At 70.4% G+C, this 16,889-nt stretch carries 12 protein-coding genes and 1 tRNA gene; 5 read left to right on the forward strand and 8 right to left on the reverse strand.

What is annotated here, in order from left to right:
• The first annotated feature begins 27 nt into the window (after positions 1 to 27).
• Positions 28 to 1,227 (forward strand): hypothetical protein, encoded by a 1,200-nt coding sequence (locus ABJF88_14510; GenBank protein ID MEP0548145.1) that lies wholly within the window; start codon positions 28 to 30, stop codon positions 1,225 to 1,227.
• A gap of 10 nt (positions 1,228 to 1,237) precedes the next feature.
• On the opposite strand, the gene ABJF88_14515 is transcribed toward ABJF88_14510, so the two are convergent.
• From ABJF88_14515 to ABJF88_14535, 5 genes are all read right to left on the reverse strand, one after another.
• Entirely contained in the window at positions 1,238 to 2,419 is a 1,182-nt protein-coding gene (locus ABJF88_14515) for a hypothetical protein (protein MEP0548146.1), read from the reverse strand.
• 124 nt (positions 2,420 to 2,543) lie between these two features.
• Complete coding sequence (locus tag ABJF88_14520; GenBank protein ID MEP0548147.1) at positions 2,544 to 3,494, reverse strand: alpha/beta hydrolase; 951 nt, start codon at positions 3,492 to 3,494, stop codon at positions 2,544 to 2,546.
• Positions 3,494 to 3,850 carry a DUF3140 domain-containing protein gene (locus tag ABJF88_14525; protein MEP0548148.1) on the reverse strand — a complete coding sequence of 119 codons (357 nt, stop codon included), beginning with the start codon at positions 3,848 to 3,850 and terminating at the stop codon, positions 3,494 to 3,496. The genes ABJF88_14520 and ABJF88_14525 overlap by 1 nt, the downstream gene beginning before the upstream one ends.
• A gap of 46 nt (positions 3,851 to 3,896) precedes the next feature.
• Positions 3,897 to 4,358: a DUF4174 domain-containing protein gene (locus ABJF88_14530; GenBank protein ID MEP0548149.1), complete on the reverse strand. Its 462-nt coding sequence runs from the start codon at positions 4,356 to 4,358 to the stop codon at positions 3,897 to 3,899.
• Positions 4,355 to 4,789 carry a hypothetical protein gene (locus ABJF88_14535; protein MEP0548150.1) on the reverse strand — a complete coding sequence of 145 codons (435 nt, stop codon included), beginning with the start codon at positions 4,787 to 4,789 and terminating at the stop codon, positions 4,355 to 4,357. Before ABJF88_14535 ends, ABJF88_14530 begins: the two co-directional genes overlap by 4 nt.
• 124 nt (positions 4,790 to 4,913) lie before the next feature.
• On the opposite strand from ABJF88_14535, the gene pbpC reads away from it, so the two are divergent.
• Positions 4,914 to 7,262 carry a penicillin-binding protein 1C gene (gene pbpC / locus ABJF88_14540; protein ID MEP0548151.1) on the forward strand — a complete coding sequence of 783 codons (2,349 nt, stop codon included), beginning with the start codon at positions 4,914 to 4,916 and terminating at the stop codon, positions 7,260 to 7,262.
• Between the two features lie 75 nt (positions 7,263 to 7,337).
• Positions 7,338 to 13,013: an Ig-like domain-containing protein gene (locus ABJF88_14545; GenBank protein MEP0548152.1), complete on the forward strand. Its 5,676-nt coding sequence runs from the start codon at positions 7,338 to 7,340 to the stop codon at positions 13,011 to 13,013.
• Here ABJF88_14545 and ABJF88_14550 read toward each other — a convergent pair.
• Complete coding sequence (locus tag ABJF88_14550) at positions 13,010 to 13,555, reverse strand: DinB family protein (protein MEP0548153.1); 546 nt, start codon at positions 13,553 to 13,555, stop codon at positions 13,010 to 13,012. The two genes, ABJF88_14545 and ABJF88_14550, sit on opposite strands and share 4 nt — an antisense overlap.
• Positions 13,556 to 13,899: 344 nt before the next feature.
• Between ABJF88_14550 and ABJF88_14555 the strand changes: the two genes are divergently transcribed.
• The gene (locus tag ABJF88_14555; protein ID MEP0548154.1) at positions 13,900 to 14,502 is read left to right on the forward strand and encodes an HTH domain-containing protein; all 603 of its coding nucleotides are present in this window, start codon (positions 13,900 to 13,902) and stop codon (positions 14,500 to 14,502) included.
• 36 nt (positions 14,503 to 14,538) lie between these two features.
• Positions 14,539 to 14,614: transfer RNA gene (locus ABJF88_14560), tRNA-Gly, on the forward strand.
• Between the two features lie 323 nt (positions 14,615 to 14,937).
• Here ABJF88_14560 and ABJF88_14565 read toward each other — a convergent pair.
• Together ABJF88_14565 and ABJF88_14570 are read right to left on the reverse strand one after the other, a co-directional pair.
• Positions 14,938 to 16,215: an ATP-binding protein gene (locus tag ABJF88_14565; GenBank protein MEP0548155.1), complete on the reverse strand. Its 1,278-nt coding sequence runs from the start codon at positions 16,213 to 16,215 to the stop codon at positions 14,938 to 14,940.
• Between the two features lie 2 nt (positions 16,216 to 16,217).
• A complete protein-coding gene (locus tag ABJF88_14570; protein MEP0548156.1) occupies positions 16,218 to 16,868 on the reverse strand; it encodes a response regulator transcription factor in 651 nt (216 codons plus the stop codon).
• Positions 16,869 to 16,889 lie beyond the last annotated feature (21 nt).

Genomic DNA, 16,889 nt, shown 5'->3' on the forward strand with positions numbered 1-16,889 from the left:
AATTCCAAGTACCGCTTTTTTCCTCCCATGCTGCGACCGATTGCTGACCCGAGCGCCGCCTACACCGTCGGCGTGATGCGGATGGCGGTGGAGGAGGCCGGGAGCGCCCGGTTCGAAGGCATCGTCACGCGCGCCGTCGAGCGCTTCCGGAGCGAGCTCCACGACCTCTCGCTGCGCGTCGATCTCCTCGCCTTCGAGGGGCCGCACTTCTCCCCCACGTCTGGGACGTACGCCCCGCTCGACTTCCTCCACCTCGGCATCACCGAGAAGCTGGAACGCCGCGTCCCGTTCCTCCTCATCGTCACCGAAGTCGACCTCACGGCCTCGACGCTCTCCTACGTCGTCGCCCTCCCGAGCCAGCTCACGAACGTCGGCATCGTCTCGACGAAGCGGCTCGACCCCGCGTTCTGGGGCGACACCGACGACGACGACGTGACCGTCGACCGTCTCGCCGCGCTCCTCCTCCACACGTTCGGCCACCTCGTCAACCTCGCGCACCACCCGAATCCGGGGAACGTGATGTTCGACTTCCAGCGCGTCGAGGACCTGGGGCGGATGCAGGCGCTGACGGCCGAGCAGCGCGAACTCATGGAGCGGACGCTCCCGCACGAGTCGCACGAGGCCGTGAGCCCGGAGCGGCCGTCGGTGTGGACGAGGCTCCGGCTCTCGGTGCAGTGGACGCTCGGCAACCTTCCGAGCATCGGCGCGGCCGTGGCGCGGTCCCACCCGTTCCGCCTGCTCCTGCGCCTGCCGACCCTCCTCGCGACTGCACTCTCCGTCATCATTGTCCTCTTCTTCAGCGGCGAGGTGTGGGACGTGGCCTCGACGATCGGCTCGGTGCAGCTCACGTCGTTCTCGCTCGCCGCCGTCGGCGCGGCGACCGCCGTGCTCTACAAAGCGTTCTCGTTCGGGCGCGTGCTCAGCCGCGACCGCTTGCTCGCCGAGACGACCGTCGTGACCTCCGCGGCGACGGGCCTCGCCCTCTTCCTCACGATGGCCCTCGTCTACGCCGTGTTCTTCGGGCTGACGTACCTCGGCATCGTCACGGTCTTCCCCGAACGGCTGATGGCGACGTGGCCGACCGTCGACCCCGCGGTCCGCACGATCGACCACCTCCGGCTCAGCGCGTTCCTCGCCGCCATCGGCGTGCTCGCCGGCTCGCTCGGCGGCCGGGCCGACTCGCGCGACCTCGTCCGCAACGTGCTCTTCCTCGACGAGGAGACGTAAAGGTCAAGCATCACCTGCGAAGCCGCTCGGCGACGCCACGCGCGAGAGTTTCAAGCTGGTCGAGCGTGCAGACCTCCGCGCCCGGCTCGTCGGGCAGCACCGTCGATTTCATCTCGACGAGGTCGACGCCCGATGCGACGGCCAGAACGCGGGTGCTGGTTCGCGCCGCCTCGGAGTCTTGGACGTAGCGCGTGGCAGCATCGCCGAGGCCGCTCACCGCGCGGAGATCGCGCGGGTTCTCGATGTCGGAGGCGACGCGCTGACCAGCGCGGGCGCGGGCCGCATCGCCGTACCGGGAGACGATGAAGTCGAACCCGCTCAGGTTGCCGGGGACGGCGTACTTCCGGTTGCAACTCGCCGCGCCCTCTTCGCTGAACGCCGACGGGTACACCCGGATGCCCGAGACGCGGCACACGCGCTCGACCTCGGCCACAGGCAGCACCTCATCACACGGCGGCAGAGGCGTAGCCACAGCGACGGGCTCAGGCGTGGGAGCCGCGGCGGGAGCCGTTTCCTGCCATTCCGCAACGGCGCTCGCTGCCCACGTGGGGACTTCCGTTGCACCTGCCTCGCCGTAGACGGGCGCTCCTGCCAGCCGGGCGAGGCCGCTGGCGTCGTAGAGCTCCCAGAGCGCATCCGGCTTCATGTCGGGACTCTCGGCACGGAAGGTGACGAAGAAGCGGTCCGCTAGGAGGACGTAGAGCTGCGGGAAACCGCCGCCCTCGGGCGCGTAGTCCCGACCGACCCCGCCGTCCAGCGTGCGCAGGTCGCCGACCTCCCCGGTCCCGTAGGTATCGATGTCTTGGCCTTCCTCGACCCGCGCCCGGTCCCGGCTATCCGGCTCATCCACGAGGTCAGACACCTCGACCTGGACGACGGCCGAGGCTGGATCGCCGTAGTCCCGATACAGGACCCGCACCAGACTCATACCCACGTCGCCTGCCACATCGTGGAGGAAGTTGGACCGGACGGTGGGTTCCCGAGCGTCGAGCTCGGCAGGGAAGTAGGCGAGGAGCGCGGCGGGAGAGAGCCGCTGGCGAACGGTCGGGTCGTCAGCGACGAGACGGACCTCAATGGGGCCACTCGCTCCGGATGCACTCGCCGCCGAGGCGGGTGCGCTGTCTGGGGGCGCGGCATCGCCGCCGCAGGCGCTGAAGACCAGCAGGACGAAGGCACAGAAGGAGCGGAGCATCAGCCGTGGGGTTGAATCGATTCGGGAAGAGGACGAACGGCTCGTCGGGAGGAGGGCGTCAACATAACCCTATGGGAAATAATACCCCACGGAAATGAAGACAGCAATACGTACCACGCGTCCGCTAGCGGCACGTCCCCGAACGCACGAAATCCAGCATCGCCGGGCCCGCCGTCCGGTCGTCGCGGCTGAGCGTCGGCACGATCCGCTCGTGGCTCTGGCCGGGCACGACAACGACTTCGTGCGCGACCGCTGATTCGGCGAGCGCCGCGGCGAGGAGCTGCGACTGCCGCTGCAACGCTTCGGTCTCGCCGCCGGCGTAGAGGACGAGGGTCGGCGGCGCGTCGGCGTCCACAAATCGGAGCGGCGAGGCCGCCGTCTGCCAATCGGGATCGGTGCCGTCGGGGTCGAAGCGGCGGGCGTAGTACGCCGGATCGTTGCTGAGGGCGTAGGTCTCCTCGTCTTCGAGGTCGTAGCCCGCCCCGCTGACGGCGATCAGCCCGCAGACGACGTCCGTCGAGAGCCCCTGCGCCGTGAGCGGCTCCCCGTCGAAGGCAACGCGGGCGGCGAGTTGGGCCCCGGCCGAGTGGCCCATGAGGACCAGCCCGTCGGGATCGCCGCCGTAGTCTCCGACATGCGCGTGCAGCCACGCGACGGCCGCCGCCACGTCGTCGATCTGCGCGGGCCAGCGGACGTCGGGCAGCAGCCGGTAGCTCACCGTCGCCGCGCCGATGCCCCGGCTCGCGAAGAAGCGGCCGATGTTGTTGTACACGTCGGCCCCGCCGACTTCGAGGTCATTGTCGCCCTCGGTCCACCCGCCGCCGTGGACGAACACGACGGTCGGCCAGCCACCGGCAGCGCGGACGCTGTCGGGCGTTGGGAGGAACAGGTTGAGCCGGTGCTTGGCGAGGCCGTCGGCGGCGTAGGGCACGTCGCGGATCACCTGCTCTTCGGGGAGGTCGACGCGGTCGTAGACGAGCCCGACGCCGAGGCGGAGGAAGAGCCCACATCCGCTTGCGACGAGCGCGAACGTCAGCACAATTGCTGAGAGAACCGGCCGGCTGGAGAGGCGCATCAGCAGTCCACGTCGCTGTCTTTGCACGGGTCGTGGCCCCAGTTCATGAGGGAGTAGCGCCAGTCGCTCTCCGCGATGTCGGAGCTCGGGACCTGCGCCTTGTGCCGCTTGATATAGCCCACGACCTCGTTCATGTGATCGAGGTCGCTGTCGGTGAGGTCGTCCTTGTTCATCCGCTTGATCTCGACGATGCGGCGGCCGGAGCGGTGCCCGACCGACTCGCCCCCCCCGTCTTTCTGCCCGACGGACTTCGACTCGTCGGTGTCGAGCCAGTCTTCGAGCTCCTGCGGGGCCATGTTCACGAGGTCGCGGAATGCGTCGTAGGTCGCTTGCTGGTCGTCGGAGAAGTCAGCCATCAGATATGAAGTAGTAGTCGAAGTGAGAAAGGCGTAGGGCTTACTGCTACTGCCGGTCGCGGTCGCGCATCTCACGTTGGCGCATCGGCATCCCATCGATCTGCTGGAAGAGCACTTCGATGGCGACGGGCGCATCGCTCCGCCGCTTCGCCGTCCCGTCTTTCCCGACGAGCACGACGGCGAACGCGCCGGGTTCGATCCCGTACGCCTCACGCAACGCCTGAGCCGAAGCGGCGTCGATTGCCCGGCCGTCCGCGCGGCTCTCGCCCCGATCGAGCACGGAGACGAACAGCAGATCACGGTCGCGGAAGCCGTCGACGAAACCCGTCGCGCTTTGCCGTTGGGCGACGAGGTCAGGGTGGTCGTCGGACGGGGCGAAGACGTAGAGCAGCCGGTGGGTCCACCGGTGGTCGGCGGGATCGAAGGGCATCGGGTCGGGCGTGGCGGGCTGGCCGAGCGCGGCCGTGCCCACGAGAAGGGAGAGGAGCAGGGGTGCGGCGACGTTCACGCGAACGCTGCCGCTGCGGGGCGCGCGGCCCCGGGCGTCGGACGGGACGCACCTCGCCGGCCGAGCTCTTCGCGCCACGCCCGGTTGAGGTAGGCGTAGTCGAGCGCCTCGATCTCTTCGCCGAGGTCGCGCCGGGCTTGGAAGCCGAGGTCTACGGGCGAGAGGCTGGCGAGGGGCGCGCTGGAGAGGTCGAGCACGCGGGCGCGGAGGAGGCCGTGGCGGAAGCCGCCATGGAGCTGGCCGAGGACGCACGACGCGCCGTCGGCGAGTTCGAGTGTCGCGGTGTTGAGCCGGGTGTGCCACCCGTCGTCGGCCCCATCGAGGTAGGCGGCGCCCCGCGCGGCGCGGACGCGGGCGGCGGCGAGCGTAACGCGGAGGGCGAGCCGGAGGCGGCGGCGTTCGCGGTAGGTAGCGAGGAAGCGTTGGAGCATCGGCGAAGGGGTCGATTTCTCTCAGTACCGTGGGCCTCCCGCAAGGTTCTGCCAAGCCCCGGCGTTGGTATACTCGGTGTCGTCACCGTTCACGGGTGCAGCACGCTACGCCTCTACGTTCCCGATGCGCCTCCGTCCCTCCCTACTCGCGCTGGGCTTCGCCGCCGCGCTGCTCGTGTCGCTGGCGTGGCCGCTGCCGGACGCCGCGGCCCCGTCCGGCGCCGTCGTGAGCACAAGCGTGACGGACCGCGTCGGCGGGCTGCTGCGCGAGGTTCGGCCCGACGGACGCGGCCGACCCGTCCCGCTCGACGCCGTCGGCCCCGACGTCATCGCCGCGCTCGTGGCGACGGAAGATCGCCGGTTCTGGCGGCACCCCGGCATCGACCCGCTCGCGATCGGCCGCGCCGCGTGGCACCGGGCGACGGGCGGCCCGCGCAGCGGCGGCTCGACGCTCACGATGCAGGTCGCCCGCTCACTCCGGGGCCGGACCGACCGCGGGCTCGCCGACAAGTTCGCCGAGGCGCACCTCGCCGTTCGGCTCGAACTGCGGCTTACGAAGCGGGAGATTCTCGCGCTCTGGCTCAACCGCGTCCCCTTCGGCAACGGCGCGCACGGCATCGAATCGGCGGCGCGGCTCTACTTCGGCAAAGGGGCGCGCGACCTCACGACGGCCGAGGCGGCGTTCCTCGTAGGCCTCCCGCAGAGCCCGAGCCGATACGACCCGTTCCGCCACCCCGAGCGGGCCCACGCCCGGCAGCGCCGCGTGCTCGACGCGATGGAACGGGAGGACCGGATCACCCCTGCCGAACGCGCACGCCTCGCCGCCCTCCCCCTCCCGCTCGCCGCGCCCGACCGCTCGTTCCGCGCCCCGCACTTCGTTGAATTCGTGCTCGCGGATGCGGACGGCTCGCCCGCCGAGGTCCGCACGACGCTCGACGCGACGTTGCAATCCGAGGCCGAACACGTCGTCCGCGCCCACCTCGCCGTGCTCGACGCGAGCGTAACGGCGGCGGCGGCCGTCGTGCTCGATAACCGGACGGGCGACGTGCTGGCCTATGTCGGGAGCCCGGACTACTGGGATGCACGCGGCGGACAGAACGACGGCGTGCGGATGCTCCGGCAACCCGGCAGCACCGTCAAACCCTTCACGTACGGTCTCGCCCTCGCCTCGGGCCGCTACTCGCCCGCCTCGATCCTGCCCGACCTCGACGTGCAGATTCTGGAGGCCGGCGGTGCGTTCTCGCCCGAGAACTACGACCGGCGCTTCCACGGGCCGGTCCCACTCCGGCAGGCGCTCGCGAGCTCGTACAACGTCCCCGCCGTCGTCGTCGCCCGCGAGATCGGGCCGGAGGCGCTGCTACGGGCGTATCGGCGGGCCGGACTCACGTCGCTGCACCGCCCCGCCGACCACTACGGCGTCGGGCTCACGCTCGGCAACGGCGAGGTGTCGCTGCTCGAACTGGCGCGGGCGTACGCCGGGCTAGGGCGCGGCGGCACGCTCCCGCCCGTCCGCCCCGTCCGCTGGACGCGCTCCGTCCGGGGTGACACGCTCCGCGCGCCGGAGCCGAGGTTCGAGCCGAACGGCCTCCCTCCCGCCGTCGCGTACCTCCTCACCGACATCCTCTCCGACCCCGAGGCGCGCGCGCCGGGCTTCGGTCGCGGCGGACCGCTCGAACTCCCGTTCCCCTCCGCCGTGAAGACCGGCACGTCGAAGGACTACCGCGACAACTGGGCCGTGGGCACGACGCCGACGCACACCGTCGCCGTGTGGGCGGGCAACTTCGACGGGAGCCCGATGCGGTGGGTGAGCGGGGTCAGCGGGGCCGGGCCGATCCTCCACGCCCTCCTCCGCACGCTCGGCTCCGGCGGCGACTTCGCCCGGCCGGCAGGCATCGCCGAGGCCGTCGTCTGTCCGCAGAGCGGGCTCCGCCCCGGCGCCCATTGCCCGAGCCGGGCGCGCGAGGTCTTCCTCGTCGGCACCGTCCCGACCGACACCTGCGACGTCCACCGCCGCGTCGCGCTCGACCGCCGCACCGGCCTGCTCGCCGACGCCGACACGCCCGCCGACGCCGTGGACGACCGGCTCTTCGCGGTCTACGCGCCCGAGTATCACGATTGGATGCGCGCCCAGGGCCTCCCGCTCCCCCCGACCGTCAGCCGTGCCGAGACGGAAGCGAAGGGCACCGCGCTCGTCTACTCCGACCGCCTCCGCGTGCAGTACCCCGCCTCCGGCACCGTCTTCCACCTCGACCCCGTGCTGCGGGCCGACTACCAGCGCCTCACCCTTCGCGGCGCCGCCGACGCCGACGTGCTCGACCTCGAGTGGTGGGTTGATGGCGAGCGGCTGCCGGGCGGGATCGACGCCGTATCGTGGGCGCTGCGACCCGGCCGTCACAGGATCGAGCTTCGGGGCATCGGGCCGGAAGGGCAACGCCTCCGCAGCCGCCCCGCCGATGTGCTCGTTCGCAGCTAAAGCGATACCTTAAGTGATTCCTCGCACCGCCCATTCTCCCACGCACTCGCAGCGGACTCAATCCCGCACTTTCGTATGAACCGACCTCTCCTCGCCGCGTGCGTGTTGACCCTCGTCTGCGTCGTCGCGTTCGCCGCGTGCAAAGCGTCCCGCGAGGCGGGAGACGGGGATTTCGGCGTCGAGGACGTCGCGCTCGATGTGGAGACGGACGGGCAGGCATTCGTTCCGACGCTCGACGGGCCGCTCCGCGTGATGAGCGCGACGCCCTACGGGCCGATGCAGGCGATGGGGCCGGATCATCCCGTCACCGTGACGTTCAGCCGACCGATGGTGCCGCTCGGCGACGCGCCGGAGATCGAGCCGAACACGATCACACTCGACCCGGCCGTGGCGGGGACGCTCGCGTGGGAGGGCACGCAGACGCTCGTGTTCACGCCGAGCGCGCCCCTCCCGCCCGCCACCGCATTCCGCGCCCGACTCGCTTCGGTCGAGAGCCTCGACGGCGAGCGATCGGAGCCGTTCGAGTGGCGCTTCGAGACGCCGCGCCCTCACCTCGTAACCTCGACGCCGACGCGCGGCGAGCCCTACGCCGAGCCCTCGGCCCCGCTCCGGCTCGAATTCAATCAACCCATCGCGGCCGACCGCGCGGCCCGGTTCGTGACGCTGACGCGGAAGGACAGCGACCCCGTCGAGGTCCGCGTCGCGGCGGACGGCGATAGCATGCTCGTCGTCCGGCCGGCGCGGGCGCTCGCGGGCGGGACGGCGTACACGCTCCGCCTCCTCCCCGGCCTCCCCTCCGCCGTCGGCCCGCTCGGCATGGCGGACACGACGACGGTCGCGTTCACGACGTACGGCCCGCTCCGGCTGGTCTCCGTCGATCAGAACCGGTCGTATTACGACGATCGGCCCGGCTTCGACCCGCGCCGGGGCGTCCGGCTGACGTTCTCGACGCCGGTCCGATTTGGCGACCTCCGCCGCGCCGTCGCGCTCGACCCGAGCGCCGCGCTGCCGCCCGGCATCGAAGCACGCGACGCGGCTGTCAGAGCCGAGCACACGCTACCGTTCGAGCTCGCGCCGGAGACGCGCTACGCCCTCACCGTGCGCGGCCTCCGCGACGTATTCGGGCAGACGCTCGCCACCGCGCAGCAGACGTTCACGACGCGGGCCTACGAGCCCTCGCTGTCCGTGCCGGGCGGGATTCTCGTGCTCGAAGCGGACGGGACGCCGGGCCTGCCGCTCCACGTCACGAACGTCGAAACCGTGCGCGTCGGGCGGCAGCGGCTGCGGGCGGACGAGATCGTGCCCATCCTCCGCGCCTACGACCGGGAGCACTGGTACGGCGAGCTCGACGAGGGCGCGGCCGAGCCGGAGCCCGTCGCCGCGACCGAGGCGTTTCGGCCGGGGCTCGCGCGCAACACGCCCGGTGTCGTCGCCCTCCCCCTCGACTCGGTGCTGACGGGCGGAACGGGCGTCGTCGGCCTCCGCGTGCTCGGGCCGACGGTGCGGAACGAAGCGCAGGATCATCGCGCGATTGCCCAAGTGACACGGCTCGGGATCACGGCCAAGTTCAGCCCGCACCAGAACCTCTTCCTCGTCACCGAACTCACGACGGCCGAGCCGGTGGCGGGCGCGCGCGTGACCGTCCGCGACGCGGAGAACGGCGTCCGCTGGCAGGGCACGACGGACGCGAGCGGGCAGGCACAATCGCCGGGCTGGGCCGGACTCGGGATGGAGAAGCCGAACCCGTGGAACGACCCGCAGCAGTACGTCTTCGTCGAGCGCGGCGGCGACCTCGCGTTCACGGCGTCGATGTATCAGGACGGGCTGGAGCCGTACCGCTTCGACGTGCCGTTCGACTGGAACACCGAGGCCCGCGCCGAGGCCGGGAGCGTGTTCTCCGACCGCGGACTGTACCGCGCCGGCGAGACGGTCTTCCTAAAAGCGATCCTCCGCTCCAAAACCGACGGCGACTGGCGCGCAATCCGCGACAGCGTCCGCGTCCTCGTCCGCAGCCCGCGCGACGAGACCGTGCTCGACCGCCGCCTCCGCCCCTCAGATCTCGGCACGTTCGATCTGGACTGGACCGCGCCTGGAACGGCGGCGCAGGGCGTCTATTCGGTCCGCGTCGCCTACGCCGCTGACACCGCCGCTGCGAACCGCGAGCCGTGGGAGCGCGGCGACATCGCCGAGGGCACGTTCCGCGTCGAGGCGTTCCGCCGCGCCGGGTTCGAGGTCACGGCGCGGGCGGCGGCTCCGGCCTACGTCGTCGGCGACTTCTTCGAGGGGACCGTCGAGGGCCGCTATCTCTTCGGCTCGCCGATGGGCGGGCAGCCGGCACAAGTTGTCCTCTCTGCCTCGCCCACGACGTTCGCCCCGCCCGGCTTCGACGCCTTCCGGTTCGGCGCGATCGAACGGAATTACGGGTACGACGAGTTCGCCCGACGCGACACCGTGCTCGCCGCCGACGGGACGGTGGATGTACGGCTGCCGCTCACCGGCAACGAGACCGGCTCGCCGCGCGAGCTTCGGTGGGAAGGCACCGTCACCGATCCGGCGCGGCAAACGCAATCGGGCCGGACGACGGTCCCGCTTCACCCCGGCCTGTTCTACGTCGGCCTCCGCCCGCGCACGACCTTCCTCGACCTCAGCGAGCGCGACGTGATGCAACTCGACGTCGTGACGGTCGACCCGGCGGGGCGGCCCGTCGGCGGGAAGGAAGTGACGGTCGAGCTGATCCGGCGGCAGTGGAACAGCGTGCGCGAGGTCGGCGCGGACGGGCGGCTGCGGTGGCGGAGCGAGACGGTCGAGGAGCCCATGGGCGAGCAGACGGTCACGCCCAAGGCGGGGCGGCTCGCGCGGATTTCGATGCCCGTCACGGAGGGCGGCTCGTACCTCGTCCGCGCCACGGCCCGCGACGTGCGCGGCAACGCGATCCACACTGAGGCCTATTTCTACGCGACGGGCTCGGGCTATGTCGCGTGGGAGCGCGCCGACGACGACCGGATCGACCTCGTCCCGGACCACACGACGTACGCGCCCGGCGAGACGGCAAAGGTGATGGTGCAGTCGCCGTACGAGTCCGCGACGGCCCTCGTGACGGTCGAGCGCGAGGGGATCATTTCGAGCCGCGTCGTGACGCTCGAAGGGAGCGCCCCGCAGGTCGAGATCCCGCTGACGGAGGCGCACCTGCCGAACGTGTTCGTCAGCGTTGTGCTGCTCCACGGCCGCTCGGCGCCGCCGTCCGCGACGGCCGACGCGGGCGCGCCGTCGTTCAAAATCGGCTACGCCGAGCTGCGTGTCGACCCCGGCGTGCGGCACTTGCAGGTCGACGTCGAGCCCGACGCCGTGCAGTACCGGCCGGGCGACGAGGTGACGGTCGACCTCCGGCTGCGCGGTGCGGACGGGCGCGGCATCGCGGGCGAGATCGCCTTCTCGGCGGCCGACGCGGGCGTGCTCAACCTGATCGGTTATGCCCTTCCCGACCCGTTCGAGACGTTTTACGGCCCGCGCCCGCTCGGCGTGACCACGAGCGAAACGTTGTCGAACCTCGTCCGGCAGCGCAACTTCGGGCAGAAAGAGGAGGACGCAGGCGGCGGCGGCGGCGACGCGTCCGACCTCCTCCGCAAAGACTTCCGCCCGCTCGCCCACTGGGCGCCCGCCGTCCGCACGGATGCGCGGGGCCGCGCGCGTGTTACGTTCCGCCTGCCCGAGAGCCTCACCACGTTCCGACTGATGGCGACGGCACTCAGCGCCGACCACCGCTTCGGCGCGGCGCACACCGACATCGTCGTCACGCAGCCGCTCGTGCTGCAAGCCGCCCTCCCCCGCTTCGCACGGCTGAAGGATCGGTTCGAGGCCGGCGTGCTCGTCACGAACCGAACGGACGCGGCGGGCGAGGCCACCGTCACGGCCGAGGCTGAAGGGCTCGCCTTGCGCGGCGACGCATCGAAACAGATCCGGCTCGACGCGGGAGAGACGCGCGAAGTCCGCTTCGCGTGGACCGCCGAGCGGACGGGCGATGCCGCGCTGACGTTCACGGCGCGGCTCGGGAATGAGCGCGACGCCTTCGCCACCACGCTGCCCGTCGCCCTCCCTACGACGAAGGAGGTGAGCGCGACGTTCGCCTCGACGGACGGCGCGGCGCAGGAGGCCCTGCGGTTGCCGGCCGACCGCGTGCCCGGCCTCGGCGGCCTCCGCATCACGCTCGCCTCGACGGCGCTCGCCGGGCTCGACGGCGCGGCCCGCTACCTCTTCGACTACCCCTACGGCTGCCTCGAACAGCGAACCTCCCGCGTCCGCCCCCTCCTCCTCGGCGACGAACTGCTCGACACCTTCGACCTCGACGCGCTCGACGGCGACCGGCAGCAGGTCGTGACGGCGTGGCTCGGCAGCCTCGACGAATACTGGGCCGGCGACGGCTTCGGGCTGTGGGCGGGCGACCGGCACGCGAACCCGTACCTCACCGGCTACGTCGTGCTCGCCCTCGCCGAAGCGAAGGCGGCGGGCTTCCCGATCCCTCTCGGCATCACGCGCGACGCCGTCGCCGCGCTCGAACGAAGCGTGCGGAATCGGAGCGAGCGCCCGGATTACTACGACGCCGCCGTGTGGGCCGACACGCGGGCGCTGATGCTCTACGCGCTTGCCCGCCACGGCCGCGTGCTCGCGGCGGAGGTCGATCAGCTCGCCGCGCGGCCGGATCAGCTTTCGGCCGAGGGACAGAGCCTGCTGCTGCGGACCGTCGTGCTCGGCGGCACGCCGCTGCGGTCGTACCGCGCGGCGCTCCTCGAACGGCTCCGCAGCCGCATCCGCGTCGAGTCCACGACGGCGTACCTCGACATGCCCGAAGGCGGCGCGTGGGGCTGGATCTTCGCCTCCGATACGCGGGCGACGGCGTACGGCCTCGCCGCGCTCGTCGAGGCCGACCCGTCGGCGGACACGCAGCAACTCGGGCAGCGGATGATCCGCTACCTGATGCAGTCGCGCGACGGCGGGCACTGGGCCTCGACGCAGGACAACGCCGCCGTCGTGGACGCCTTCCGCGCGTTCTTCGACGCCTTCGAGCAGACGGCGCCCGACTTCACCGCGGAGGTGCAGGTCGCCGGGCGGCGCGTGCTCCGCGAGGCGTTCGCCGGACGGAGCCTCGACGTCGCCGACGCCGAGGTGCCCGTCGGGCAGCTTCCCGCCGAAGCGCCCGTCACGATCCGCAAAACCGGGCCGGGGCAGGCGTACTACGCGCTCACGCTCGAAACCTATTCCACGGGCCCGCAGGAGTCGCGCAGCCGCGGCCTCGCCGTCGAACGCCGCCTCCAACGGCTCGACGAGCGCGGGCAGCCCGCCGGGGCAGCGACCGCGACGGGCGGGACCGTCACCCTCGATGCGGGCGAGCAGGTCCTCGTCACGCTCCGCCTCACGAGCCCGACGGCCCGCAGCTACATCGTCCTCGACGACGCGCTCCCGGCCGGCCTCGAAGCCCTCAACGCCGACTTCGTGACGACGTCGGACGACGCCCGCGAGCAGACCGGCTCCTCGACCTGGTGGGGCTCGTTCAACCACACCGAGTTCCGCGACGACCGCGTCGTCCTCTTCGCCGACTACCTGCGGGCGGGCGAGCACACGTACACCTACGTCGCCCGCGCGACGACGCCCGGCACCTTCGTCCACCCGCCGGCCTCGGCCGAGGCGATGTATCAACCGGAGACGAATGGGCGAACCGCCTCCGGCACGCTTGTCGTGAGCGCACCCTCGCCCTAGCTCCTCGCTGGCGGGTCCGTGAGGTAGCGCTCGCGCAGGATGCGGGCGTGGTGCTGCTCGTGCCCGGCGATGATCCACGCCGCGGCGCGGACCGTCATCGGAAAACCGCTGGCGACGCCCGCTCGCTTCAGCGCAAGGGCATCGAGACCGGCGAACAGTTTGATCGTGGCTTTCCGGACGTCGAAGAACTCCTCGGCCAGGTCGTCCAGCGTCCGTCGGTCGAACCCGGCCGCGGCCACGTAAGCGTCTTGCTCGAAACCGGGGACCGGAGTGGAATCGGCCCGGGCGAAGCGGAGGGCGCGGTAGGCGAACACGCGCTCCGTGTCCGTGATGTGGCCGAGCACCTCCTTCACGCTCCACTTGTTGGGCGCGTAGCGATAGGTCCCCCGCGCCTCGCCGAACGCGCCGAGCAGGTCGGCCATCTCCGCCCCCTGCTCTTCGAGGAGCTTCAGGAGGTCGCCTTCTCGCACGGCATCGATGTAGGTCGCGTAGTAGGGAGCGAACTCGCCGGGTTTGGGTTTCGGAATCAGGAGGTGAGACATGGGTTGTGGTCGAGTGGAGATCGCCCAAGTATAGGACCCCCGGCGCGAATGTCCTCGGCGAAGCCTTGCCACTCGATGCATCGCCCCCGCGTGCGTAGGGCACTCCGTTGTCCACCCCCTGCGTGGTATGTTTCATTACCTGGCAAAGGTTAACTTGTCTTCGATGGAGGCCGGACCCCTTCACTCAGCGAGAGCCCATAAGATCATGTCTTGCTTCATTTATATCCTCCGTCATTAGGACCACGGTATCCCGGTGATTCTGACTCTTTGAGGAAAGCGTTTAGAAGGTTACCGTCGCATCGCTCGGGTGTCTAAGAGGGCATCCCCACCCCACCCGCTCCCCCATGCCTTCCTCAAGTCCAGTTACCCCGATCTCTTCCAACACCCGCTGCGGAACCACTTCAGAAGAACGTGCCCATCACCTGATCGAGTGGCTCCGCTCCGGGGAGAAGCTGACCTCGGCTACGGCCGCCGAAGTCTTCGGTGTCTCCCGACGCACCATCACGCGCGACATCGCCTACCTCCGCAACGCGCTCTCGCTCGACATCGAGTTCGATGCTTCTCTGAATTCCTATGTGTTGGCGTCGGAGCACACGGCCCTCCCCTTCCTCGCCTTCCCCAGCCTCGCCCCCATCCTCCTCAACGCGGAAACGGAGCCCGGGCTCGGCGGGGCCGATCCGAGTAAGCAGATCCACGTGCGCTACTCCGCAGTCGCTATCCAAGCGTTTCTCGCGCGTGGCGGCAACCTCACCAACGGAACCGCGAACGCAGATGGAACACTCGACGCCTACTTCCCCCCGTACAAGCTCGACGAGTTCATGAGCTACGTGCTGTCTCGCGGGCACCACATCGAAGTGCTTGAGCCGTTCGACTTTCGCCACCGCGTCCACATGGAGATCCGTCGAATGCTGTCGATCTATGAGGGAAAGGACGGTCGGTGCGCTTGACAGCCGTGAGGGAGCGTCTTACTTTTCGACTCTCACGCGGAACTAGCTCAGCTGGTAGAGCGCAACCTTGCCAAGGTTGAGGTCGCGGGTTCGAGTCCCGTGTTCCGCTCCACGAAACGGCCCCCAGGATGCCTGGAGGGCCGTTTCAGCATCTGTAGGGGCCCTCTCGCCTAATGCCCCTTATCCAGGAAGGCCCATTGAAATCCACCGGGTTTCAGCGGTCGTTCAGCGCGCGGAAGGCCCCAGGAGGCCTGGCAGGCTAGTTCGAGCCCCCCTCCCCTCCCGCCTTTCAGCAATACTATCAGCATCTACTGAGGCTGTACGCGGATGAGGTCACACCCATGATCGGGAGCCTTTCCGGAGGTCCAATAGTATTGCTGAGACATATCGAAAATGTGGAACTCGGCCCACCAAATCACGGCGACCGCCAAACGCTCAGCTTGGGACTACGACCCGGACGATAGTTCCACCCTCGCCGCCCGCACCTACGTCAATGTGCCCGCCTGCGAGGTCGGCCCGATGGCGCATCGACCGGAGCCCCACGCCGTCGACTCGCTCCGTGGGCGGGGGCAGTCCCGCGCCATCATCCTCGATGGTCAGAGCGAGACCATCGTCATCTTCGAGTGAGATGGCGACGTACGAGGGGTCGGCGTGCTTGAGTGCGTTCACGACTGCCTCCTGCACGATCCGGTAGAGGTGGGCCTCGACGCCGGGTGCGAGCGCCGGAAGGCCGTCAGCGGCATTGAGCGTAACGGGGAGCCCGGTGGCCCGGCTCGCACTTGCGGCGAGGTCGGCGAGCGCGAGCGCGAGGGTGCCCGGTTCGATCTCCGACGGTGACAGCCCACGGGAGAGCTGCCGTACCTGGCGAACGGCGTCGTCCACCATCGCCGCGGCCTCTTCCATTTCGGCCGCTGTCACAGGCTCGCCGCGCTCTAGCCGCCGCACTAGGCCCCGCGTGTAGAACGAGAGGCCCGTCAGGTGGGAGCCCACACCGTCGTGGAGTGCCCGCCCGGTCCGTTCTTGCGTGGCCTCGACCGATTCGAGGAGGTCGGCTTGAAGCTGCTGCCGCCGGACGGCTTCGGTGGCGAGGCGGAGCGCGGCCCGGCGCACGGCCCCCGCCATGACGTCGAGCGCGCCGCCCGAAGCCACGATGAGCGCCGCCGTCCACACGAAGCGTTCGACGCCCGGGTCCGAAGCGGTTTCGGACCGGACGGCCCAGACGAGGACGAGGTAGGCTACCGCCGCCGTCACCCCCGCGAGGAACGTGGCGCTCGGGATGAGGCGGAACGCCGAGAGCGCCACGAGCGCGACGATGACCACGATCACGGCGTCGCCCGCGATCCCCAGCATCATGTTCCCGACCGTATACGCTCCGATCTCGACGACGGTGAACGCATAGGCGACGAGGTCGGAGGGCGGTCGGTCTTCGCGGAGGCGCGTGGCCGCGTCGCGGCGGAGGAGGAGCTCCAGGCCCGTCACGCCTCCGAGGAAGACCACGATGGCGACACCCAACCCCATCGCCTCCGGTGCTCCCCTCACGGCCTCAATGGCGACGCGGAGGACGAGCGCGACCGTGAGCGTGCCGAAGAACGCGGCGACGAGGCCGGCCCGCGTCCGCTCGGCCCGGAGCAGGATGCGGTCGAACGCCGCCTGGGCTTCCGTATCCGCTCCCGCAACGGCAGGAGAGCGTGGGACGGCTTCGGGACCGGGCATGGCTAAAGGAGGCCCCGCTCCTGGGCGTGGCGGATCGCGTAGCGCGTGAGGTCGCCGCCGCTCGCCAGCCCGAGCTTCTTCTTGATCCGCGCCCGGTAGCTCTCGACCGTGTTCGGGCTGACCACCATCGCCTCGGCGATCTCAGCCGTCTTCAAACCGCGCCCGAGGAGCTCCAGGGCTTCGAGCTCGCGGTCGCTCAGCGCCTCGACGCCCGAGGACGGCGTGGCCGAGACCCCGCCGGAGAACTGCCGGACGATGGCCTCGGACATCGACGGGCTGACGTAGGTCCCGCCCCGGAGCACGCGGCGGATGGCGTCGATGATCTCGGTCCCGGCCTCGCTCTTCATCAGGTAGCCCCGCGCGCCGGCCTTAAGCACACGCTCGGCGTAGAGCGCCTCGTCGTGCATCGAGACAACGAGGACGGGGAGTTCCGGCCGGGCGGCCTGGAGGTGCTTGACGAACTCGACCCCGCTCATCCCGTCCATCGACACGTCGCTCACGACGAGGTCGCAGGCGTCGGGGAGGTGGGCGAGGGCGTCCTCGGCGGACTCCGCCTCGCCGCAGAGCTCGAGGCCGGGTTCCTCCCCGATCAGAAAGCCGTAGCCCTTCCGCGTGACGTAGTGGTCGTCGACGACGAAGATGCGGTGGTTCATAGGGGCTGAAATCCGCGAAAG

This window comes from Rhodothermales bacterium (assembly GCA_039944855.1).
Lineage (GTDB): Bacteria > Bacteroidota > Rhodothermia > Rhodothermales > JANQRZ01 > JBBSMX01.